Source organism: Streptomyces sp. NBC_01283 (assembly GCF_041435335.1).
Lineage (GTDB): Bacteria > Actinomycetota > Actinomycetes > Streptomycetales > Streptomycetaceae > Streptomyces.
The window spans coordinates 4,156,588-4,178,370 of the sequence record NZ_CP108430.1; the positions used below are offsets into that span (position 1 = coordinate 4,156,588).

Annotated in this window: 17 protein-coding genes; 9 read left to right on the plus strand and 8 right to left on the minus strand. The window is 71.7% G+C overall.

Features of this window, described 5'->3' with window-relative positions; genetic code table 11:
• Positions 1 to 113: 113 nt before the first annotated feature.
• Positions 114 to 1,271: a lipase family protein gene (locus tag OG302_RS18870; protein ID WP_371527850.1), complete on the plus strand. Its 1,158-nt coding sequence runs from the start codon at positions 114 to 116 to the stop codon at positions 1,269 to 1,271.
• 59 nt (positions 1,272 to 1,330) lie between these two features.
• Here OG302_RS18870 and OG302_RS18875 read toward each other — a convergent pair whose 3' ends face one another.
• Positions 1,331 to 2,197 carry a GyrI-like domain-containing protein gene (locus OG302_RS18875; protein WP_371527851.1) on the minus strand — a complete coding sequence of 289 codons (867 nt, stop codon included), beginning with the start codon at positions 2,195 to 2,197 and terminating at the stop codon, positions 1,331 to 1,333.
• A gap of 314 nt (positions 2,198 to 2,511) precedes the next feature.
• Here OG302_RS18875 and OG302_RS18880 point away from each other — a divergent pair, with 314 nt between their 5' ends.
• Positions 2,512 to 3,855 (plus strand): fibronectin type III domain-containing protein, encoded by a 1,344-nt coding sequence (locus OG302_RS18880; protein ID WP_371527852.1) that lies wholly within the window; start codon positions 2,512 to 2,514, stop codon positions 3,853 to 3,855.
• A 61-nt stretch (positions 3,856 to 3,916) separates the two neighbouring features.
• Here OG302_RS18880 and OG302_RS18885 read toward each other — a convergent pair whose 3' ends face one another.
• Complete coding sequence (locus OG302_RS18885; RefSeq protein WP_371527853.1) at positions 3,917 to 4,576, minus strand: maleylpyruvate isomerase N-terminal domain-containing protein; 660 nt, start codon at positions 4,574 to 4,576, stop codon at positions 3,917 to 3,919.
• A gap of 767 nt (positions 4,577 to 5,343) precedes the next feature.
• Positions 5,344 to 6,840 carry an MFS transporter gene (locus OG302_RS18890; protein ID WP_371527854.1) on the minus strand — a complete coding sequence of 499 codons (1,497 nt, stop codon included), beginning with the start codon at positions 6,838 to 6,840 and terminating at the stop codon, positions 5,344 to 5,346.
• A 191-nt stretch (positions 6,841 to 7,031) separates the two neighbouring features.
• On the opposite strand from OG302_RS18890, the gene OG302_RS18895 reads away from it, so the two are divergent.
• On the plus strand, positions 7,032 to 7,880 hold the full coding sequence (locus OG302_RS18895; protein WP_371527855.1) for a helix-turn-helix domain-containing protein: 849 nt from the start codon (positions 7,032 to 7,034) through the stop codon (positions 7,878 to 7,880).
• Positions 7,881 to 7,903: 23 nt separating this feature from the next.
• On the opposite strand, the gene OG302_RS18900 is transcribed toward OG302_RS18895, so the two are convergent.
• From OG302_RS18900 to OG302_RS18910, 3 genes are all read right to left on the minus strand, one after another.
• Complete coding sequence (locus tag OG302_RS18900; protein WP_371527856.1) at positions 7,904 to 9,577, minus strand: alpha/beta hydrolase; 1,674 nt, start codon at positions 9,575 to 9,577, stop codon at positions 7,904 to 7,906.
• An 84-nt stretch (positions 9,578 to 9,661) separates the two neighbouring features.
• Positions 9,662 to 11,560, minus strand: a complete 1,899-nt coding sequence (locus OG302_RS18905) for a long-chain fatty acid--CoA ligase (protein ID WP_371527857.1) — start codon at positions 11,558 to 11,560, stop codon at positions 9,662 to 9,664.
• Between the two features lie 125 nt (positions 11,561 to 11,685).
• Positions 11,686 to 12,963 carry an acetyl-CoA C-acetyltransferase gene (locus OG302_RS18910; RefSeq protein ID WP_371527858.1) on the minus strand — a complete coding sequence of 426 codons (1,278 nt, stop codon included), beginning with the start codon at positions 12,961 to 12,963 and terminating at the stop codon, positions 11,686 to 11,688.
• A 72-nt stretch (positions 12,964 to 13,035) separates the two neighbouring features.
• On the opposite strand from OG302_RS18910, the gene OG302_RS18915 reads away from it, so the two are divergent.
• Positions 13,036 to 14,355 carry a 3-oxoacyl-ACP reductase gene (locus tag OG302_RS18915; protein ID WP_371527859.1) on the plus strand — a complete coding sequence of 440 codons (1,320 nt, stop codon included), beginning with the start codon at positions 13,036 to 13,038 and terminating at the stop codon, positions 14,353 to 14,355.
• Positions 14,356 to 15,111: 756 nt separating this feature from the next.
• A complete protein-coding gene (locus OG302_RS18920; protein WP_371527860.1) occupies positions 15,112 to 15,933 on the plus strand; it encodes a MaoC/PaaZ C-terminal domain-containing protein in 822 nt (273 codons plus the stop codon).
• Between the two features lie 16 nt (positions 15,934 to 15,949).
• Here OG302_RS18920 and OG302_RS18925 read toward each other — a convergent pair whose 3' ends face one another.
• A complete protein-coding gene (locus OG302_RS18925) occupies positions 15,950 to 16,561 on the minus strand; it encodes a TetR/AcrR family transcriptional regulator (protein WP_371750162.1) in 612 nt (203 codons plus the stop codon).
• A gap of 337 nt (positions 16,562 to 16,898) precedes the next feature.
• On the opposite strand from OG302_RS18925, the gene OG302_RS18930 reads away from it, so the two are divergent.
• From OG302_RS18930 to OG302_RS18945, 4 genes are all read left to right on the plus strand, one after another.
• Entirely contained in the window at positions 16,899 to 17,441 is a 543-nt protein-coding gene (locus OG302_RS18930) for a toxin-antitoxin system HicB family antitoxin (RefSeq protein ID WP_371527861.1), read from the plus strand.
• Positions 17,442 to 17,525: 84 nt separating this feature from the next.
• The gene (locus OG302_RS18935; RefSeq protein WP_371527862.1) at positions 17,526 to 18,368 is read left to right on the plus strand and encodes a DUF4097 domain-containing protein; all 843 of its coding nucleotides are present in this window, start codon (positions 17,526 to 17,528) and stop codon (positions 18,366 to 18,368) included.
• Positions 18,369 to 18,448: 80 nt separating this feature from the next.
• Positions 18,449 to 19,450: an ATP-binding cassette domain-containing protein gene (locus tag OG302_RS18940; protein ID WP_371527863.1), complete on the plus strand. Its 1,002-nt coding sequence runs from the start codon at positions 18,449 to 18,451 to the stop codon at positions 19,448 to 19,450.
• Complete coding sequence (locus tag OG302_RS18945) at positions 19,447 to 20,238, plus strand: ABC transporter permease (protein WP_371527864.1); 792 nt, start codon at positions 19,447 to 19,449, stop codon at positions 20,236 to 20,238. The genes OG302_RS18940 and OG302_RS18945 overlap by 4 nt, the downstream gene beginning before the upstream one ends.
• A gap of 115 nt (positions 20,239 to 20,353) precedes the next feature.
• Here the strand turns inward: OG302_RS18945 and OG302_RS18950 are convergent, their stop codons facing one another.
• On the minus strand, positions 20,354 to 21,718 hold the full coding sequence (locus OG302_RS18950; protein WP_371527865.1) for a dicarboxylate/amino acid:cation symporter: 1,365 nt from the start codon (positions 21,716 to 21,718) through the stop codon (positions 20,354 to 20,356).
• Between the last annotated feature and the right edge of the window lie 65 nt (positions 21,719 to 21,783).

The window sequence follows — 21,783 nt, forward strand, 5'->3', positions numbered from 1 at the left end:
CGCTCGACCCGCTCGCGCGTCACTACCGTCAACGCCTGCACGGCGCACACAGAATGACGCCCCAGCCCCTGAGGACAGTGACCCCACCCACTGAGCACAGTCGGGAGAGCCGCATGCACGTTCGTTCCAGCGCAAGAGCCCTGGCCGTGGTGGCCGCGCTCGGCCTGTCGGCCGTCACCCCGGTGACGGCGCAGGCCGCACCGTCGGACGCCGCCGCCCCCGGAGACATCGTCAGCTCCGCACCGAGCAGCTTCCACCCGCTGCCGGGCCAGCCGACGAACACCAAGGCCTGGAAGATCGACTACCGGTCGACGACGGCGAAGGGCGAGCCGAACACCGTCTCCGGCACGGTCATCGTGCCGCAGGACGGCCGGAAGGGACCCCGCCCCCTCATCACGTACGCCGTCGGGACGATCGGCATGGGCGACCACTGCGCCCCGAGCGCCGGCTTCCCCAAGGGGACGACCATGGAAGCCAATCTGATCCAGCAACTCACCCTGCGCGGCTGGGCGGTCGCCGTGACGGACTACGAGGGTCTCGGCACCCCGGGCGACCACACCTACACCGTCGGCAGGGCCGAGGGGCAGGCCATGCTCGACGCGGCCCGCGCCGCGATCCGTCTCCCGGAAGCGGGGCTCGGCGAGGACACCCCGGTCGGCATCATGGGCTACTCGCAGGGCGGCCAGGCCGCAAGCTGGGCGGCCGAGCTGCACGGTTCGTACGCCCCCGACCTGAAGGTCAAGGGCACGGCGGCCGGCGGCATCCCCGGCGACCTGAAGAAGGTGGCGGCCTTCAACGACGGTTCGTACGGCTCGGGCCTGGTCTTCATGGCAGCGATCGGCCAGGACGCGGCCTTCCCCGAACTGAACCTGGAGTCGTACCTGAACCCGACGGGCAAGAAGCTGATCGGCACGCTGCGCGACAGCTGTGTGGCGGACGGCGCGGTCCTCGGCTCCTTCAAGAAGATCTCCGACATGACGGTGCGGAACCCCCTCGACCAGCCGGACTGGCAGCAGCGTCTTCGCGAGTCGACGGTCGGCACGCGGGCTCCGGACGCGCCGGTGTACCAGTACCACGTGATCACCGACGAGCTGATCCCGTACGGCGTGGGCAAGCAGGTCCGCACGGACTGGTGCGCCAAGGGTGCGAACGTCGAGTGGCACACGGTTCCGCTGGGCGAGCACGTCTCCGGGGTGATCACGCAGTCGCCGCTGGCGGCGAACTGGCTCGCGGAGCGGTTCGCGGGCAAGTCGGCGCGGGGCAACTGCTGACCGACCGGACCGAGTTCATTGGTGCGCGGCGGCTTCGGGAAGCCGCCGCGCACCATCGCTCAGACCACCGTCCGCTCCACAGGGATCCACAGCTCCGCGTCCGCCCGCGTGCCGTCGTCCGAGAGGCGGGTCCGCAGGATCTCCGGTCCCGGCCTGCTCTGGTACGGGTTCGACGGGAACCACTGCGTGAACACGTCCCGCCACATGTACTGGAGCGTCTGCGGGAACGGCCCCGCGCTCTCGAAAACGGCCCAGGACCCGGCGGGCACGGTGAGCGCGTCCATGTCGTCGGGCACCGCCGCGCCGGTCACCACACCGTGGTAGTAGTCGAGTTCGGTCCCTTCGGCGCGGCTCTCGTCCAGGTTGTCGCTCACCGAGATGATTCCCTGCGGCTCCTGGTCCGACAGGCTCTCGATGCGTTGCAGCGTCTCCCGCCCGATCCCCCGGATGAACTCGGCGATGTCCGGGTTCATGCCCTCGTGCACGAGCGGGACACGCGCCTTCCTGCCGACGACCCGGAACTCGTCCTTCTCGACGACCTTGTACCGCATGCTGCTGCTCCCTTCGACGATGAGGCGGAAGGACATCCGCGGCTGGGAGCGCAGGGTCGCGCCGCCCCGCCTCGCCTCGCCGGGCCCGACGCCGTGCATCCCGCGGAACGCCCGCGCGAAGGCCTCGCCGGACGAGTAGCCGTAGCGCACGGCGACCTCCAGGAGCGTCCGCTCCCCGGCGATCACCTCGGCTCCCGCGACGGTCAGCCGCCTGCGCCGGATGTACTCCGACAGCGGCATCCCCGCCAGCGCGGAGAACAGCCGCCGGAAGTGGTACTCCGACGTCACCGCCATCCGCGCGAGCTCGGCCACGTCGATCCGCTGGTCGAGGCGGGCCTCGATGTGCTCCATGGCCTGGTTCAACCGCTCAAGCACCCCGGACTCCTTCCCTTTCACGCCTCACGCTAGGAAGACCACACCCTGCCGGACCCGACATCCTGTGCCCGGTCGGGTCGGGTCGAGGCAGGCTGATCGGGTCGGGCCGGTCAGGTCGCACCGTCCGGACCGGGTCGCGCTGACGGTGAGCCGCCTCCCGGCCACCGGTCATGTGCGGCTACAGTTTCCTGCCCCCACGGCACCACAGAGCGACAGCGCCACAGCACCACCACAGCGCCACCAACTCCCCCCACGAGTGCATCCCGTACCCCCGTACGTCCGTACGTGGTTCCACCGGAAAGGGAACGCAAGCCGTGTCTCAACGCCGTCATCTCCGACCCGCAGCCGTCGCCTCCGCGGCCGCCGTCGTCGTCCTCGCCCTCGGGTTAACCGGCACCGCCCACGCCGCCGCGTCCGCCACGGCCCCCAGCTCCGCCGACCGAGGCGTCGGCGACGACCCGGACCAGCCCGACAACCCCCTGTACGACGCCCCCGAGGGTTTCCGCGTCGAATCCGGGCGCGAGTCCATATCCCTCTCCTGGAGCCCGCTCTCCGCGGCCACCGCCTACGAGGTGTACCGCGCCGAGGCCGAGGGGACGGACCCGGACGAGGTCGGCCCCTACGAGCTGCTCGGCACCGGGCCCGCGAGTTCGTACGTGGACAGCGGCGCCGACCCCGACGTCGCGTACGCCTACAAGGTCCGCGCCCTGGACGACGCCGGTCACGTCTCGCCGTACACCGAGTCCGTCCGCGGCACCCGGGACACGGTCGCGCCCTTCGCGCCGCGCGACCTCACCCGCGTCCGCGAGGACGAGCGCGGTGTGACGCTGACGTGGCGCACCGGCGACTCGGACTCGGTGAAGTACGTGGTGTACCGCGCCGAATCCCCCAACGCCCACCGCGTCAAGGTCGGTTCGACGACGTCGCTGACCTTCCGGGACACGAAGGGCGACCCGGGCCGCATGTACTTCTACGAGGTGCGGGGCGTCGACGCCGTCGGGAACGAGTCCGGGTCGTCGGAGATCGTGAACGGCACCAAGACCGTCACCGACGCCACCGCGCCCATGGCCCCCGCCCTCGGCAACGCCCAACTCGTGGGCAAGCGGCTCACGTTGTCGTGGTCGCAGAGCCCGTACGTGCCGGTTTCCTCCTACACCGTCTACCGCTCCAAGACCTCGCCGGTCGACATCACCGACCCGGCCAACCGCGTGGCCGACGTGACGCGCACCGAGTACACGGCCACCGTGGGCGAGGACGAGGGCGAGCGGGGCTACTACTACGCCGTCGTCGCCACGTCCCAGCACTCCGTCGCCTCGCCCGCCTCCGCATCGGTCAGGCCGACGTACTCGGAGCCGAAGCCGCCGGGCGCCACGCAGATCTATGACGTCACGCCGGGTGCGGGCAGTGTGCGGCTCAGCTGGTACATCGCCCCGTACGGCAACGGCGATTCACCCGTGGCCGGCTACCGCGTCTACCGCTCCACCAAGCCCGGCGTGACGAAGGAGAACGCCGAGTTCACGCATTTCACGACCGATTCGGAGTACGTGGACCGCGGCCTGACGGGCGGCACGAAGTACTACTACGCCGTCGCCACCGTCAACGAGGACGACCTTGAGTCCGCCCTCTCCCCCGAGGTGTCGGCCACGCCGACCGCCTGAGCCAGGCGGAGGGGGTCCGGGAAGCCGCACCCGGTTTCCCGGACCCCTTCAGCACGTCGCCTTACCCGCGGGGCTCCCCGTACCAGCGCCACGACGTACGCCGCGCCTGCCCAGGGAGCTCGCCGCGGCCCGTGGCCCACAGCAGCGTCGGCCAGGGGTCGTCGCCGGAAGGGACATCGGGGAACAGGCGGTGGAGAACCCGGGCGCACACGTCGGCGGGCGGGGCCCACTTCAGCCCCAGGCCCTCGGCGAGGTCGTAGGTGTGGACCAGCGTCTCGACGACCCCCATCGCGGCGAAGCCCTCCGGGTCCGAGACCCCGAAGCCGTGGTACGCGCGGGTCGTCGGCGGCGTCGTGCGCACCATGGCGATCAGCAGGGCCCCGCTCGCCTCCAGGACCTGGAGCAGCCCGGCGGGGCCGGCGGCACGGTCCGCGTGGATGGCGTTGGACGGGCCGCCCGGCCTGCGCGGCTCCCAGACGAACGGGACCTCACTGTCCATGGGCGGCTGCCGCGGGCCGAGTTGAGCGGCGTACGCGAAGAGATCATCCGCGAGATGCTCCACGGTCTCCCAACAGTCCCACTCCAACGCCCCCGCCTTGCCGCCCCAGGCGTCCGGGGGCGCTTCACGGAGAGCGACAAGGGCAAGCTGGACGACCTGGTCGAGGTCGTCGGGAGTTACGGGGCCGGGGCTGGCGGCATCTTGTTCGGCTTGTCGGCGCATCCGGGAACGGTAACCGCGGACCGGCTCGGACCCCACCGTCTTTTCCGGCTCGCGGTGGGGGCCGGCCGGGGGGCGGCTCGCCCCGGGGCGCGGGGGCCCGCTCGCCTGATGGCCCGTGGGCCGCTGGCACGAAGACACGGCGACCCGCTCGCCCGCTCACCTCATGGGCCACTGTCGCGTGAGCACATGGGCGCGGTGACCCGCTCACCCCGTGGGCCGCTGACGCGCGGGCGCGGAGGTGCGGAAGCGCGGGGGCCCGCTCGCCTGGCGGCCCGTGGGCCGCTAGCACGTAGACACGGCGACCCGCTCGCCCGCTCACCTCATGGGCCACCGTCACGTGAGCACATGGGCGCGGTGACCCGCTCACCTCCGGGGCCGCTGACGCGTGGGCGCGGAAGCGCGGAGGCCCGCTCGCCTGATGGCCCGTGGGCCGCTGGCACCTAGACACGGCGACCCGCACGCCCGCTCACCTCATGGGCCACTGTCACGTGAGCACATGGGGCGCGGTGACCCGCTCACCCCGTGGGCCGCTGACGCGCGGGCTGCTGGCGCGTGGGCGCGCCGGCTCAATGGCCCGCATGCCCTCTCTCCCGCTGCCGCACTGGCCCGCACGCCCGCTCACCCTCTGCCGCGCTCGCCCGCTCACCCGCTCACCCGCTCGCCCGCTGCAAGAAACTCCCACCCACGAGCCGTCACCCACCCCCCACCGCCCCTCACCACCGCACTCCCCCCGGGATTTTCCTGCAACGCCCCGCCCCGTCAGCGCCTCAGCGGCCGTCCCTCGGCAGCAGCCAGGCTGCCAGTGCCGCCGTCGCGCACAGCAGCAGGCCCACCGCGAGCAGCGCTTCCCGCATCCCGCCGACCGAGAAGCCCGTCGTACCGTCGGAGACCAGGAGTGCGCCGAACAGGGCCACGGACATGGCACCGCCCGTCTGGCGCAGGGAGTTGAGCAGCCCGGACGCCGTGCCCGCACGCTCGGCGGGGACCGCGTCCATCAGCAGCGCCGTCAGCGCGGGGACCGCGAACGCGCCGCCCATTCCGGTGGGGATCAGCAGTACGAGCACCAGCCAGAGCGGGGTGTCGGCGGCGAGCGGCAGGAGCACGAACATCGCGAGGGCGAGCACCGCCTGCCCGGCCACGATGACCCGGCGGCGGCCGATCCGCTCCGCCATGCGCGGCGAGACGAGGTTCGTCGACGTGATGATGGCGGCCAGGGGCACGAACATCAGACCGGCGGCGATCGCCGACATCCCGCGCAGCTGCTGGAAGTAGAGGCCCAGCAGGAAGACGACCCCGTAGAAGCCCGCGTTGACGGCGAAGCCGATCGCCAGCGAGACGCTGACCCGGCGGTCCCGCAGCATGCCGAGCGGGACCATCGGCGCGCGGTGCCGCTTCTCGGTGACGTAGAAGCCGAGGCCCGCCACGACGGCCACGGCGACCGCGCCGAGCACCGGCGCGCTGGTCCACCCCAGGTGCCCGCCCTCGATCACGGCGAAGGCAAGGCCCGCGAGGGTGAGCACGGCGGTGGCCTGACCCGCGAGGTCGATGGGTGCGGGGCGGCGCGTGGACGGGGCGGTGCGGGCGAGGAGGGCCAGGATCACGGCCCCGACGGGCAGGTTGAGCAGGAACACCGCCCGCCAGCCTGCTGCTTCGGTGAGCACTCCGCCCAGTACGGGCCCGGCGGCCATGGCGACCGAACCGCCCACCGTCCACAGCGCGATGGCACGTGCGCGGCGGCGCGGGTCGTCGTACGCCTGCCGGATCAGCGCGAGCGAGGCGGGCATGACGATGGCCGCGGCCCCGCCCTGCGCGACGCGGGCGGCGATGAGCGCGCCGATGCCGGGGGCCAGTGCGCAGGCGAGCGAGGCGAGGGTGAAGAGCCCGACGCCCCATACGTAGGCGCGGCGCGCTCCCGCCCGGTCGGCGAGGGCGCCCGCGGAGAGCATGAGGGCGGCGAACATCAGCGTGTACGCGTCGACTACCCACTGCAGGCCTGCCATGCCGCCGTGCAGGGAGGTGCGGATGGCGGGCAGCGCGATGTTCACGGCGGACACGTCGACGGTGATGACGGTGAAGCCGAGCAGGGACGCGAGGAGAGCGGCGGTCCGGGAGCGGGTGGGGCCGGGCCCGGGGCCGGGGCCGGTACCGGTATCTCGGGTGCTTCTGTCGCTTCGGGCGGGGCTTGGGACGTGTGCGCCGCGGGCGGGCCGTGCGGTGGCGGCAGAGGCAGCAGTGGTGACGGTTGCGTTGTCCGTGAGCGGCATGGGATTACTCCTGCGAGTCGTGTAAGCGGGGGGAAGGTCGGGGCGGGGCGAAGAACCGGCGGCACCGGCGGCACCGGCGGCACCGGACGCACACCAAAGACTCCGCCCCTTGCCGCCGCCCCGGCAGACCGCACCGTTCCTGGCCCTGACACGGCCCCCCACGCGCGCCGCCCACCGGGGAGAATGGACGCATGGCAGCACCAGAGGGAACAGAGCTCGGCCGGTACCTGCGCGCGCGGCGGGCGCAGATCAGCCCCAGCGACGCGGGGCTGCCGGTCGGCACCGGCCTGCGCCGCACCCCCGGGCTGCGCCGCGAGGAGCTCGCGACCCTCGCCGGGGTCAGCGTCGACTACTACACGCGCCTGGAGCGGGGCCGCGAGACGAACCCCTCCGCCTCCGTCATCGACGCCCTGGCCCGCGCCCTGCGCCTGAGCGGCGACGCCCACGAGCGGCTGCACGACCTGGCGGAACTCGCGTCGGGCCGCCTCACGGAGCCCCGCCCGACCACCGACCGCACCGTCCGCGACTCCATCCTGCGGATGCTGGAGGCCCTGCGTCCGCTCCCCGCGTACGTGGTCAGCCGCCACAACGACCTGCTCGCCGCCAACGCGCCCGGCCGCAACCTCCTGCCCGGTCTCTGGGACTGGCCGCCGGAGAAGCGCAACATCACGCGCTATCTGTTCCTGCATCCCGTGGGCCGCGCCCTCTACGTGCCCTGGGAGGAGACCGTCGCCAACTCGGTTGCGCATCTGCGCGCGGTCGGCGGGCTCGACACGGACTCGCCCGAGCTCGCCGCCCTGGTGGGCGAACTGCTCCTGAAGTCACCGGACTTCGCCCGCCTGTGGGAGCGGTACGACGTGAAGGAGCGGGGCGGCGGCGTCAAGACCTTCGCGCACCCCAAGGTCGGCACGATGACCCTGACGTACGAGACGATGCAGCTCGCCAGGACGGGCGGCCAGCGCCTGGTCAGCTACCAGGCCCCGGTCGGCACCGAGACCGAGGACGCGATGCTCCGGCTTGACCCGGCGGCCCGCTCGTAGCCCTCCTGGTCTCCCGATCCCCCCTAATCCTCCTCGTCCACCCCGCACGAGCTCCCGTTCCGGGGCATCTCCCCGTACAGCAGGAACCCGTCCACCTTGTCCCGCACGCACTTCGACCCGGCGTAACCGGTGTGGCCGTCTCCCTTGTTGTCCAGGACGACCGCCGCCGAGCCGAGCCGCTTCGCGGTCTCCTCGGTCCAGCGGTACGGCGTGGCCGGGTCGCCGCGGGTGCCGACGAGGAGGAAGTCGGGGCTCTTCACGTCGCGTACGTCGTCACGGATGTAGTCCGTGCCCGCGGGCCGCCCGAAGCAGAACAGCACCGGCATCAGCATCGAACGCCCGAAGATGGCGGACGTCGACTCGAACTCCTCCTGGAGCTTGCCGACTTCCTTCTCGATGCTGTCCTCGTCGGGGCGGTCCGGGTCGTCCGCGCAGTTCACGGCCATGAGCGCGGCAGCCATGTTGTCGGCGGGCACGTCCTGCGGCGCCCGCCCACGCACCCTCGCGACCCCGCCGCCGCGGGTCTGCTCGGCCAGGGATCCGCTCATCCGCAGCATCGCCCTGGGGTCCCCGTCCGCGAGGAGCGCGCCGAGCGCCTGCGAGAGCGCGGGCCACGACTGCCTGCTGTAGAGCGCCTGCCCGAGTACGTCGACGACGTCCTGGCCGGTGAACTCCGCGCCGTCCGATGACTGGAGCGGGTACGTGTCGAGGCCCTTGATCAGCTCGGTCATGTTGCCGCGTGCCGCGCGCGAGTCGGTGCCGAGGACACAACCGGCGTTTCCCGTGCACCACTTGATGAAGTTGTCGAGGGCGGTCTGCCGGCCCTCCGCGCTCACCAGGGCCTGCTCCGCGACGTCCTCGGTCAGCGTGTCCACGCCGTCGAGGACCATCCGTCCGACGTTCTTGGGGAACTGGGCGGTGTACACGGCACCGAGCCGCGTCCCGTACGAGAAGCCGAGGTAATTGAGCTTCTTGTCGCCGAGCACCTCGCGCATGACGTCCATGTCGCGCGAGACGTTGACGGTTCCGACGTAGGGGAGGACGGGCCCCGACTTCTTCCTGCACTCCTCGGATATCTTGCGCATCTCGTCCAGCACGGCACCCGGGTCGTCGGAGTCCCCCTCCATCTCCGGCTCCCGCTCACCGGCGTCGCCGCAGCTCACGGGCGAACTCTCGCCCACACCGCGGGGATCGAAGGAGACGACGTCGTACCCCTTGCCGAGATACTCGAACTCCTTCTGCGCGGCGAGCAGCCCGGACACCCCCGCGCCGCCGGGGCCGCCGAAGTTCAGCAGGAGCGAACCCCGGGGCTTGCCGCTGGACTTGATGCGGATCATGGCGAGCTTGACCTTGCCGCGCCCCGGCTTCGCGTAGTCGAGGGGGACGGTGATCCTGCCGCACTGGATGCTCTTGTCCTTGGGCACGGCGGTGGCGTCGGAGTCGGACATGAGGTCCGCCCCTGCCCCCTCACAGGCCCCCCATTTGATCTTCTGCGTGTAGTACCGGGACAGGTCGGGCGAGTGCGAGGACGACGGCGCGGACGGCGACGACGGCGACGAGGATGAGGAGGATGACGACGGGTCCGGTGCGGGCTTGGCCACCGCGCGCCCGGCCGCCGCGCGCTCGCCCGGCAGCCAGGCTCCTGTCCCCACGACGGCCAGCGCTGTCACGCCGGCGAGTGCCACAGCTCCACGCACGGCAACCTCCCTGGGTCTGCCCCTCGATCACCCTAAGCGCGGGGCGGCGACCCCGCCCGTTCAGGTGACCGTGCGTGACACCGGCTACCGTGCGTGTCCGTAGAGGCCCTCGATCTCCGCCGCGAAGTCCCGCTCGACGGCGTCCCGCTTCAGCTTCAGGGACGGGGTCAGATGGCCGCTCTCCTCCGTGAAATCCACCGGCAGCACGGCGAACCGCCGGATGGACTCGGCCCGCGACACGAGCTTGTTGGCCTCGTCCACGGCGCGCTGCAGGGTCTCGCGCAGGTCGGGGTCGTCCGCCAGGCCCGGGCCCGTGTGCGCCTTCTTCTTCATGCGGCACCAGTGCGCGATGCCGTCCGGCTCCAGCGTGATCAGCGCGGTGATGTACGGCCGGTCGTCGCCGACGACCATGCACTGGCCGACCAGCGGGTGGGCGCGCAGCCAGTCCTCCAGCGGGGCGGGCGCCACGTTCTTGCCGCCGGTGGTGATGAGGATGTCCTTCTTGCGCCCGGTGATGGAGAGGTATCCGTCGGCGTCGAGGGCGCCGATGTCCCCCGTCGCGAACCACTCCGCCCTCGCGGGCACCACGCGCCGGGCCTGCCCGTCCCAGTAGCCGCCGAAGACCTGGCCCCCGGCGAGCAGCACCTCGCCGTCGTCCGCGATCCGCACGCGCGTGCCCGGCAGCGGCCAGCCCACCGTGCCGAGCCTCGGCTTCAGCGGCGGGGTCACGGTCGCCGCCGCGGTGGTCTCGGTCAGGCCGTACCCCTCGAAGATCTCGATGCCCGCCCCCGCGTAGAACGCGGCGAGGCGGCGCCCCAGCGGTGAACCGCCGCAGATCGCGTACCGCACCTTGCCGCCGAGGGCCGCGCGGATCCGCCGGTAGACGAGCGGGTCGTACAGCGCGCGGGCCAGCCGGAGCCCGAACGCCGGGCCGGGTCCCGTGCCGTGCTGCCGCGCCTCGACGGCCTCGCCGTAGCGGACGGCGATGCGGGCGGCACGGTCGAAGGAGGAGGCGCGGCCCATCTTCTCGGCGGTGGCGCGCCCGGTGTTGAAGACCTTCTCCAGGACGTACGGGATGGCGAGCAGGAAGGTGGGCCGGAAGCCGCTCAGATCCGTCAGGAGGTCCTCGGTCTGGATGCTGGGCGCGTGCCCGAGCCGTACCCGCGCGCGCAGGCAGCCGACGGCGACCATGCGCCCGAAGACGTGGGACAGCGGCAGGAAGAGCAGCGTGGAGGCGGGCTCCTTGCTGACGGACTTGAAGACGGGGTGGAGCAGCTCGATCGCGTTGTCGACCTCGGCGAAGAAGTTGCCGTGGGTCAGGACGCAGCCCTTGGGCCGCCCGGTGGTGCCGGAGGTGTAGATGAGCGTGGCCACGGAGTCGGGCCCGAGCTCGGCCCGCCTGCCCGCCACTTCCACGTCGGAGATTCCCGCCTTCCGCCCCAGCTCGGCGAGCCGCCGTACGTCCCCCTTCTCGAAGGCCCACAGGTGCTTCAGGTCGGGCATCCGGTCCCGCTCGGGGCCGAGCGAGGCGGCGAGCGCCGAGGTCTCGACGGCGAGTGCGACGGCGCCGGAGTCCTGGAGTATCCACCGGGTCTGGTAGGCGGAGGAGGTCGGATAGACCGGCACGGTGACGAGCCCGGCGGCCCAGCCCGCGAAGTCGAGGAGCGTCCACTCGTACGTCGTACGCGCCATGATGGCGAGCCGGTCCCCCGGAGCGAGCCCCTCGGCGATCAGCCCCTTCGCGACGGCGAGCACTTCCTCCGCGAACTGGGCGGCGGACACGTCCCGCCACCGCCCGTCGTCGCCCTTGCGGGAGAGCACGGCTTCGGCGGGTGCCTCGCGGGCGTTGTCGAAGGGGATGTCGGCGAGGGACCCGCTGCGGACGGCGGCGGCGAACGGCGGCACGGACACTTCGCGTACGACGCCGTCGAGGTGCCGCAAGTGCGGTTCCACCAGGGCGGGCTGGGGCGAGACGGGTGACATGGGTGGCGGCTCCTTGTCGGTGTGGGGCGGGCGGATTTCAGGGGCGCCCGGGGTTCAGTAAGGGGCTGCCGACTGTGGGGGGAGCCGGCTGCGGGGCACTCCGGTCGGGGAGGGCCCGCGGCGGATCAGTACCGCTCCAGGATCGCCGTCACCCCCTGTCCGCCCGCCGCGCAGACCGAGATCAGCCCGCGCCCGGGGGTGCCCCGTTCGGCGAGCAGCTTCGCCAGGGTGGCGACGATCCGCGCGCCGGTGGCGGCGAAGGGGTGCCCCGTGGCGAGCGAGGACCCGGCGACGTTGAGCCGGTCCCGGTCGACGGTCCCGAGTCCCCGCTTCTCCCAGGCGGCCAGCGTGGCGAGCACCTGCGAGGCGAACGCCTCGTGGATCTCGACGAAGTCGAAGTCCGCGAGCCCGAGTCCGGCCCGCTCCAGCATCCGCGGCACGGCGTACGCGGGCGCCATCAGGAGCCCGTCCTCGCCGCCCGAGACATCGCCGCCGACGAAGTCGACGGCGGCGGTCTCGTACGCGGTCAGATAGGCCAGCGGTTCGAGCCCGCGCGCCTCGGCCCACTCCTCACCGGCGAGCAGGGCGACGGCGGCGCCATCGGTCAGCGGGGTCGAATTCCCCGCGGTCATGGTGGGGTTGGGCCCCTTCATCCCGAAGACGGGCCGAAGCTTCGCCAGCTTCTCGACGGTCGACCCGGGCCGCAGGTTCTGGTCCCGCTCAAGACCGCGGAACGGCACGACGAGCCCGTCCAGGAGCCCCCTGTCGTACGCGGCGGCGAGCCGCTGATGGCTGGCGGCGGCCAGCTCGTCCTGCGCCTCGCGCGTGACGCCCCACTTCTGGGCGGTCACGGCGGCGTGCTCGCCCATCGAAAGCCCGGTGCGGGGCTCCGCGTTGCGCGGGATGTCGGGCACGAGGTGCGAGGGCCGGATGCGGGCGAGCGCCTTGACGCGGCCTCCGGCGGACTTGGCGCGGCGGGCGGACAGGAGGATCTTCCGCAGGGAGTCGTTGAGACCGAGCGGGGCGTCGCTCGCGGTGTCGGCGCCGCCCGCCACGGCGGACTCCGTCTGCCCCAGCGTGATCTTGTTGGCGGCGGCGATGACGGCCTGCAGCCCGGTGCCGCAGGCCTGCTGGATGTCGTACGCGGGTGTGGTCGGCGCGAGCCGCGATCCGAGGACGGTCTCGCGGGCGAGGTTGAAGTCCCGGCTGTGCTTGAGCACGGCACCGGCGACGAACTCGCCCACGGCGCCTTCGCCGTCGAGCCCGTACCGCTCGACGAGTCCGTCGAGCGCGGCGGTCAGCATCTCCTGGTTGGAAGCGGTCGCGTATGGACCGTCGGAGCGCGCGAAGGGGATGCGGCTGCCGCCGATGACCGCCACGCGGCGGGTGGTGGGCAGTTTCATGTCTCGACCAGCTCCTGACCCTTGAGTAACCTTACTCTGAAGTAAATTTACGACCGAGCTGGGAGTTGGACAATGGCCGACCGCTATCTGAACTTCACGGGCACCGCACCCGGCCGCTTCCTCACCCGGAGGCTCGGCCTGCCCCAGCCGTCCACGCTGCGCCGCTGGACCCCGGAGAGCCCCTTCCTGGAGGGCGAGTTGCTGCACCTGACGACAGGCGGTACCTCCCCTCACCAGCCGGAACTGGCATCGACGCTGGCGCGAACGCCCCTCAAGCTCGTGTCCGAGTCCACCCACCCGACGGCGGTGATACTGGACGCAACGGGCATTGGCGACACCCCTGACCTCGCCCTCGTGCATGCGGCGCTGCACCCCGTGGTGCGTTCGGTGGCGGAGAACGGCCGCGTGGTGGTGCTCGGCGCCCCCATCTCGCCGTCGGACCACCACCAGGCGGCGGCGCAACAGGCGTTGGAGGGTTTCGTACGTTCCCTGGGCAAGGAGCTGGGCAAGGGCCGCACGGCGACGCTGGTCCGGATGCGGTCGGCGGCGGCCGCTGAATCGACGCTGCGTTTCCTGCTGTCGCCGAGGTCGGCGTATGTGAGCGGCCAGGTGATCGAGGTGGGGGAGCCCGCGGCACAGGAGCCCTTCGACTGGGCCCGCCCCCTCGCGGGCCGCACGGCGCTCGTGACCGGGGCGGCGCGGGGGATCGGCGAGGCGGTGGCCGAGATCCTTGCCCGGGACGGGGCGCATGTGGTCGTACTCGATGTGCCGTCCGCGCAGGGGGAGTTGGCGCGGGTCGCGGAACGGCTGGGCGGTACGGCGCTGCCGCTGGACATCACGGCGGACGACGCCGGGGAACGCATGGCGTCGGCGCTCGCCCCCGGGGGCCTGGACGTCCTCGTCCACAACGCGGGGATCACGCGGGACCGCAGACTGGCGAACATGCCGGCGGACCGCTGGAACCCGGTCCTGGACGTGAACCTGACGAGCGTGCTGCGCACGACGGACGCGTTGCTCACGTCCGGGACGCTCAACCGGGGCGGGAGCGTCGTGGCCACGGCGTCGATCGCGGGGATCGCGGGGAATGCCGGGCAGACGAACTACGCCGCCAGCAAGGCGGGGATCATCGGCCTGGTGCGGGCTCTGGCGCCGGGGGCGCTCGCGGAGTACGGGGTGACCGTCAACGCGGTGGCCCCCGGGTTCATCGAGACGAAGATGACGGCGGCGGTCCCGCTCTTCATCCGCGAGGCCGGCCGCAGGATGAACTCCCTTGGGCAGGGGGGTCTTCCGGTGGACGTGGCCGAGACCACGGCGTGGCTCTCCTCCCCGGCCTCAGCGGCCGTGAACGCCCAGACGATCCGGGTCTGCGGCCAGAGCCTTCTCGGCGCATAGCCTCGCCCCAACGAGCCTCCGGTGGCCCGGCACCGGCCCCTCCCCGAACAAGCCTTCCCCACCCACCCGCCCGATTGCCCCGCATCCAGCCCCGAGCGAACAAGAATTTCCCGCCCACCCACCCGATTACCCCGCAGCACCATCGATCAGCCAACGAGCGGCCGCAATCGGCAACGCTCGCGAGGGGGACGCGCCGCTAGCTCCGCGCACCAAAGGCGAGGGCGGGCGGGGACCTCAACCGGGCAGGACCCGCAGTCGGCATCGAGACCCGAGGGGACGTGCCGGTATGTCCGCCCGGAGCACGGTTCCCAGCACTCCAGCCCCGAAGCAACCCACCGGCCACCGGACGATAGCGAGGACGGACATACCGGCACGGCACCGCACCCACAACCGGACCGCACCGCACCGCACCGGCAAGCACCCGCAGTCGGCATCGAGACCCGAGGGGACATGGCGGTATGTCCGCCCGGAGCACGGCTCGCGGCACTCCAGCCCCGAAGCAACCCCGCGGCCACCGGACGATAGCGAGGACGGACATACCGGCGCGGCACCGCACCCACAGACGAGCCGGCCCCGCAGCCGCAGGCACGGCGGGACGCCCGCCCGAAGCACGGCCCGCAGGCCTGGCCCGCCGAAGGGCAAGGCGCCCCAACCGAACCGGCCTCGCACCCACACACGAACCAGCCCCGCAGCCCCCGCCAAGCCCCGCAGGGCCCCGCAGCCCCCGCAACACGGAACCCCGAAAGGACGACCCCCATGCTCGCCCCCCTGCTCCTCCGCGGCGCGATCCTCTCCCCGTTCAAGCGGGCCCGCTCCGACGCCCCCCTCCCCACCTCACGCCCCACCCTCAGCGACGTACGCCCCAGCGCGGAACACCTCGCCGTCTACTCCCGCCTCTGCGGGTTCCGCACCGCCCCGCACACCCTCCCCCTCACCTACCCCCACGTCCTCAGCTTCCCCCTGGCCATGCGGCTCATGACCACCCGCGCCTTCCCGCTGCCGCTGCTCGGTCTCGTCCACACGTCCATCGAGATCACCCAGCATCGCGCCCCGACGACCGCCGACACCCTCGAACTCTCCGTGCACGCATCCCGGTTGGCGCCCCACCGGCGCGGCACCGAAGCCACCCTCGTCACCGAGGCCCGCGTCGACGGCAGCATCGTATGGACGTCCAGCAGCACCTACCTGGCCCGCCACCGAACCGCCACCCCCACAAGCCCCCGGGCGCAGCCCGACAGTGCCCCGCTCCCCGCCCTCGCCGAGTGGCCCATCGCCCGCGACCTCGGCCGTCGCTACGGCGCCGTCTCCGGCGACCGCAACCCCATCCACCTGTACCCCCTCACCGCACGCCTCCTCGGCTTCCCCCGAGCCATCGCGCACGGCATGTGGACCGTGGCCCGCTGCCTTGCGGAGTACGGCACGCCCGAATCCGCCTACGTACAGGCCGACTTCAAGGCCCCCGTACTGCTCCCCGGCACCGTCACCTACGCGGCCGACGGGCCGGACTTCCAGCTCCGTGACGCCCGCAGCGGCACCACCCACATCACCGGAACCCTCCGCCCCCTCAGCACCAGCTAGGCGGCAAGGCCCACCGTCACGGCGCCCAGCGCCGCCCCTCCATCAGCTTCCCGAGTCCCGCCCACGCGAAGTTCATCAGCGTCGCCGCAGACTCCTTCGCGGACACCGAAGCGTCGCCGTTCGCCCAGCCCGCGAGCGACTCCGCGGCTCCCACCAACGCCTGGGCGAGCCCTGCGACCTCACGCTCCGCGAGCTCCGGCTTCCGGTGCGCCTCCCGTGCCGCCTCCGCGATCAAGGACGTCACGAACGCCACGATCTCCTCGCGCATCACGGTGACCTCGGCGGCGAACGGCTCCCCCTGCGTCCGCGCCTGGTGATGCAGGACCACCCACGCGTCGGGGCGCTCCGCGGTATGCGTGAAGAAGGCCTGCAGGCCGGCCCAGAGCTGCCGGTCGGCGGACCCGCTCCCGCTCACCCCGCCCCGCACCGCCGCGACCAATGCCGCGGACTCCCGCCGGATGCACGCGGTGAAAAGCTCTTCCTTGGAGTTCAGATACAGGTAGACCAGCGGCTTCGAGACCCCCGCGACCTCCGCGATCTCATCCATGGAAGCCGCCCGGTACCCCCGCTGCCCGAAGATCCGCACGGCCGCGTCCAGCATCTGCTGCTCCCGCACGGCCCGCGGCATCCGCTTCTGCCGCTTCCCCGCCGCACGGCCGGCGGCACCACCGGCCGTCCCGACCTTCACGTCACCCGCCCCGTCGCCCACCCCGGCGCCCCCTTCCCCACAGCCTGTGCACAGAAGGGCCAGCCTACGACCAGCCCCTCGAACCCCCACGGCAGCCAGCGCCCCCGACACCACATGGCACCAACTGGCGCCAGACCCTGGCGCCACCATGACCCGGCACACCAGATCTTCATTTCTGCAGGTCAAGCACCCAGAACCCAAACCACCCCCATCACCCACCCCACCCAAGGCGCCAGCGGGCTTGCGGGTGGCGCCACGATGGTGCCATGATGACGTCATGGACCTCACCCCGTATGTCGACACCCTCCGCCGCGAACTCGCGGTGGCCGCCGAAGCCGGCGGGGAAGACGCTCGCGAGCTGGCCGACCGGCTCACCGCTCCCCTGGAGTCGGCGACCCGGCTGACCATGCTGAACGTGCTCTCGGCCGCGATGGACGAGATCACCCGCGAGCTCGCCCCGGGCTCGGTCGACGTACGGCTGCGCGGGCTCGACCCCGACTTCGTGGTGACGCTGCCGCCCACCGACAGTGGCACCACCGACCCGAACGACGCACCCGCACACGCGCCCTCGTACGCCCCCGCCGAACCGTTCAAGTCACAGGCCCCCGCCGACGGCGACGAGGGCGGCACCGCCCGCGTCAACCTGCGCCTGCCGGCCCACCTCAAGGCCCGCGCCGAGGAGGCGGCCAACCGCGAGGGCCTCTCGGTCAACGCATGGCTGATCCGCGCCGTGTCGGCCGCGGTCGACGGTGACGCCCGGCCGCGTACGCCGCAGAAGGCCCGCACGACCGGACAGAGCATCACGGGCTGGGTGCGCTAGCCACGCCCCGCCCCACCCAGCACGTCACCGACACCACGTCCCACCAGCGGGGACGCCCCCAAGACCCAAGAGGACGGGACAGCCATGCCTTCTTTCGACACTCCCGAACCGATCTCGGCCACGGCGCACGTGGGCGCGGGCTCCATCCAGTTCGTCGCGGGCGACCGGCCCGACACGGTCGTCGAGGTCAAGCCGCACGACCCGAAGAAGGACAAGGACGCACGGGCCGCCGAGCAGACCGAGGTCACGTACAGCAGCGGCGTCCTGACCATCAGGACGAAGGACCGCTTCCTCATCGGCCCCGCGGGCGCCGTCGACGTGACGGTCGAGCTGCCCACGGGCTCGCACGTCGAGGTGACCGGCTCCTGGACCCAGGTGTACGGCGAGGGCCGGCTCGGCAAGGCCCACGTGAAGGCCTCGGTCGGTGACGTACGCCTCGACACGACCGGCCCGCTCCAGCTGACCGTCTCGCACGGCTCGATCACCGTCGACCGGGTCGAGGGCCTGGCCGAGATCACCACCAGCTCCGGCAGCATGCGCGTCGGCCTCGTCGACGGCCCCGCGGTACTGAAGAACTCGCACGGCAGCACGACCATCGGCGCCGTCACCGGCGACCTGCGGGTGAGCGGCGCCAACGGCGACATCGACATCCTGCGCGCCGAGGGCTCGGTCACCGCGACGAACGCTCACGGCACCCTGCGGGTCGGCGAAGTCGCCCGCGGCACGGTGCAGCTGGAGACCAACTACGGCGCCATCGAGGTGGGCATCCGCGAGGGCACGGCCGCCTGGCTGGACGTCAGCTCCGACAAGGGGCAGGTGCGCAACACGCTCACCGCGGCCGAGGGCCCGGCGGAGACCGAGGACACCGTCAAGATCCGCGCCCGCACCAAGCACGGCAACATCGACCTCCGCCGCCCCCGCGCCTGACCGCGCCCCGGCCGCGGCCGGGACCGGAGCCCCGCAAGCCTCTTCCCCCCATCACCTCAGCCTTCTATCGGGAGGGCCCCATGCCTTCATCTGTCATGTCCACATCCAACCAGAACAACGGTCACCCCGCATCGACCGCCGTCTCCGCCGTCGGGCTGCGCAAGTCCTACGGCGACAGGACCGTCCTCGACGGCGTCGACATCCGCATCCCCACCGGTTCCGTGTACGCGCTGCTCGGCCCGAACGGCGCCGGCAAGACCACCGCCGTCAAGATCCTCTCCACGCTCATCACCGCCGACGGCGGACAGGCCCAGGTCGCGGGCCACGACCTCACCACACACCCCCAGAAGGTGCGCGCCGCGATCGGTGTCACCGGGCAGTTCTCCGCCGTCGACGGCCTGATCACCGGCGAGGAGAACATGCTCCTCATGGCCGACCTGCACCACCTGCCCAAGCAGGAGGGCCGCCGGGTCGCCGCCGAACTCCTGGAGCGCTTCGACCTGGTGGAAGCGGCGAAGAAGCCCGCCTCGACCTACTCCGGCGGCATGAAGCGCCGCCTGGACATCGCCATGACCCTGGTCGGCAGCCCGCGCATCATCTTCCTCGACGAGCCCACCACCGGCCTGGACCCGCGCTCCCGGCACAACATGTGGACCATCATCCGCGAGCTCGTCACGGACGGCGTCACCGTCTTCCTCACCACCCAGTACCTTGAAGAGGCCGACGAACTCGCCGACCACATCGCCGTACTCAACGACGGAAAGATCGCCGCCGAAGGCACCGCGGAAGAGCTCAAACGGCTCATCCCCGGCGGCCACGTACGCCTGCGCTTCGACGACCCGGACGCCTACCAGTCCGCCGCCACCACCCTGCGCGAAGTCACCCGCGACGACGAAGCACTGGCCCTGCAGATCCCCAGCGACGGCACCCAGCGCGAACTGCGCTCCCTCCTCGACTGGCTGGACTCCGCAGGCATCGAAGCCGACGAACTGACCGTGCACACCCCCGACCTCGACGACGTCTTCTTCGCCCTCACCGGCCCGGCCGCCGTCCCCAACCAGCCCAAGGAGAACGTCCGATGAGCTCCCTCTCCCTCACCGTGCGCGACTCGTCCACGATGCTGCGCCGCAACCTCCTGCACGCCCGCCGCTACCCCTCGCTGACCCTGAACCTGCTGCTCACACCGATCATGCTGCTACTGCTCTTCGTCTACCTCTTCGGCGACGTGATGAGCGCGGGCATCGGCGGCGGCGGCGCCGACCGCGCCCAGTACATCGCCTACATCGTCCCCGGCATCCTGCTCATGACCATCGGCGGCACCGTCGTGGGCACCGCCGTCTCCGTCTCCACCGACATGGCCGAAGGCATCATCGCCCGCTTCCGCACCATGAACATCCACCGCGGCTCGGTCATCATCGGACACGTCATCGGCAGCGTCCTGCAATCAGTGGCCAGCGTCGTCCTCGTCGGCGCCGTCGGCGTGGCCATCGGCTTCCGCTCCACCGACGCCACCGTCCTGGAATGGCTCGCCGCCTTCGCCCTCCTGGTCCTCTTCGCCACCGCCCTGACCTGGATCGCCGTCGGCATGGGCCTGGTCAGCCCCAACGCCGAGGCCGCCAGCAACAACGCCCTGCCCATGATCCTGCTGCCGCTCTTCTCCAGCGCCTTCGTCCCCGTCGACTCCATGCCCACCTGGTTCCAGCCCATCGCCGAATACCAGCCCTTCACCCCCGCCATCGAAACCCTCCGCGGCCTCCTCCTCGGCACCGACATCGGCAACAACGGCTGGATCACCCTCGCCTGGTGCCTCGGACTCTCCGCCCTCGGCTACCACTGGTCGAAGAAGGTCTTCAACCGCGACCCGAAGTAGCCCCCGACACCGGTCGCCACCACCCAGTCATGAAGCCACCCGGCCAAGAAACGAGCGTGCCCCGCACCCGGAACGAATCCAGGTGCGGGGCACGCTCGTCACGAGCGGGGGGACGTCAGGCGGCGACGGGCACCGGCTGCCGCTCGTCGGCGGGCTCCTCGTCGTACCCGTCGAGCGGGGACGACGTGGCCTTCGCGTACTTGTCGCGGTCGAGGATGTTCTCCCGCGCGGCCACGATCAACGGCGTCGCGACCTGGCCGGCCACGTTCGTGGCGGTGCGCATCATGTCCAGGATCGGGTCGATGGCGAGCAGCAGGCCCACGCCCTCCATCGGGAGACCCAGGGTGGAGAGGGTCAGCGTCAGCATGACCGTGGCGCCGGTCAGACCGGCCGTGGCGGCCGAGCCGACGACCGACACGAAGGCGATGAGGACGTACTCCTTGATGCCCATCTGCACGTCGAAGATCTGCGCGACGAAGATCGCGGCGATCGCCGGGTAGATCGCGGCGCAGCCGTCCATCTTCGTGGTCGAGCCGAACGGCACCGCGAAGGACGTGTACTCCTTCGGCACGCCGAGGCGCTCGGTGACCTTCTGGGTGACCGGCATCGTGCCGACCGAGGAGCGCGAGACGAAGGCCAGCTGGATCGCGGGCCAGGCGGCCTTGAAGAACTGGAGCGGGTTGACCTTGGCGACCGTGGAGAGCAGCAGCGGGTAGACGCCGAACATCACCAGGGCGCAGCCGACGTAGATGTCGGCGGTGAACGTCGCGTACTTGCTGATCAGGTCCCAGCCGTAGTCGGCGATGGCGAAGCCGATGAGGCCGATGGTGCCGATCGGCGAGAGCTTGATGACCCACCACAGGGCCTTCTGGAGGAGGGCGAGAACGGACTCGCTGAGCTCCAGGATGGGCTGCGCCTTCTCGCCGATCTTCAGTACGGCGATACCGGCGACGGCGGCCATGAAGACGATCTGCAGGACGTTGAGCTCGGTGAACGGCGTGACGACGTCCGTCGGGATGATCCCGGTGAGGAAGTCGAGCCAGGAGCCCGAGGTCTCCGGCTTGGAGCCGTCCTTCGGGGTCAGGCCGGTGCCGGCGCCCGGGTTCGTGATGAGCCCGATGGCGAGGCCGATGACGACCGCGATCAGCGACGTGATCATGAACCAGATCAGCGTCTGCGTGGCGAGCCGGGCGGCGTTGTTGACCTTACGCAGGTTGGTGATCGACACCAGGATGGCGAAGAAGACGAGCGGGGCGACCGCCAGCTTCAGCAGGCCGATGAAGGTGCTTCCGACCTTGTCCAGGGTGGTGACGAGCCAGGACACGTCCTGGCTGCGGGCCAGCCAGCCGAGCAGGACACCGAGGACCAGACCGCCGAGGATCTGGGCCCAGAAGGGCAGCTTGAGGAACGCGGGTATCCGGGAGCCGGACTTCGGCTGCTCGGCCGTGGGGGCCGGGGATACGGGGGAGTTCGCGGACACGGACACACTCCGGGTAATGGCGGGGGACGTGAGGGAGCGGCGACCGCGAGGGGGTCAGACGGAAC

Bases quoted from the DNA above. Each gene is read 5' to 3' on its own strand.
- OG302_RS18870 (WP_371527850.1), top strand. From the start codon at position 114: ATGCACGTTCGTTCCAGCGCAAGAGCCCTGGCCGTGGTGGCCGCGCTC.
- OG302_RS18885 (WP_371527853.1), bottom strand. From the start codon at position 4,576: ATGCGCCGACAAGCCGAACAAGATGCCGCCAGCCCCGGCCCCGTAACT.
- OG302_RS18890 (WP_371527854.1), bottom strand. From the start codon at position 6,840: ATGCCGCTCACGGACAACGCAACCGTCACCACTGCTGCCTCTGCCGCC.
- OG302_RS18895 (WP_371527855.1), top strand. From the start codon at position 7,032: ATGGCAGCACCAGAGGGAACAGAGCTCGGCCGGTACCTGCGCGCGCGG.
- OG302_RS18905 (WP_371527857.1), bottom strand. From the start codon at position 11,560: ATGTCACCCGTCTCGCCCCAGCCCGCCCTGGTGGAACCGCACTTGCGG.
- OG302_RS18910 (WP_371527858.1), bottom strand. From the start codon at position 12,963: ATGAAACTGCCCACCACCCGCCGCGTGGCGGTCATCGGCGGCAGCCGC.
- OG302_RS18915 (WP_371527859.1), top strand. From the start codon at position 13,036: ATGGCCGACCGCTATCTGAACTTCACGGGCACCGCACCCGGCCGCTTC.
- OG302_RS18920 (WP_371527860.1), top strand. From the start codon at position 15,112: ATGCTCGCCCCCCTGCTCCTCCGCGGCGCGATCCTCTCCCCGTTCAAG.
- OG302_RS18925 (WP_371750162.1), bottom strand. From the start codon at position 16,561: ATGCCGCGGGCCGTGCGGGAGCAGCAGATGCTGGACGCGGCCGTGCGG.
- OG302_RS18930 (WP_371527861.1), top strand. From the start codon at position 16,899: ATGGACCTCACCCCGTATGTCGACACCCTCCGCCGCGAACTCGCGGTG.
- OG302_RS18935 (WP_371527862.1), top strand. From the start codon at position 17,526: ATGCCTTCTTTCGACACTCCCGAACCGATCTCGGCCACGGCGCACGTG.
- OG302_RS18940 (WP_371527863.1), top strand. From the start codon at position 18,449: ATGCCTTCATCTGTCATGTCCACATCCAACCAGAACAACGGTCACCCC.
- OG302_RS18945 (WP_371527864.1), top strand. From the start codon at position 19,447: ATGAGCTCCCTCTCCCTCACCGTGCGCGACTCGTCCACGATGCTGCGC.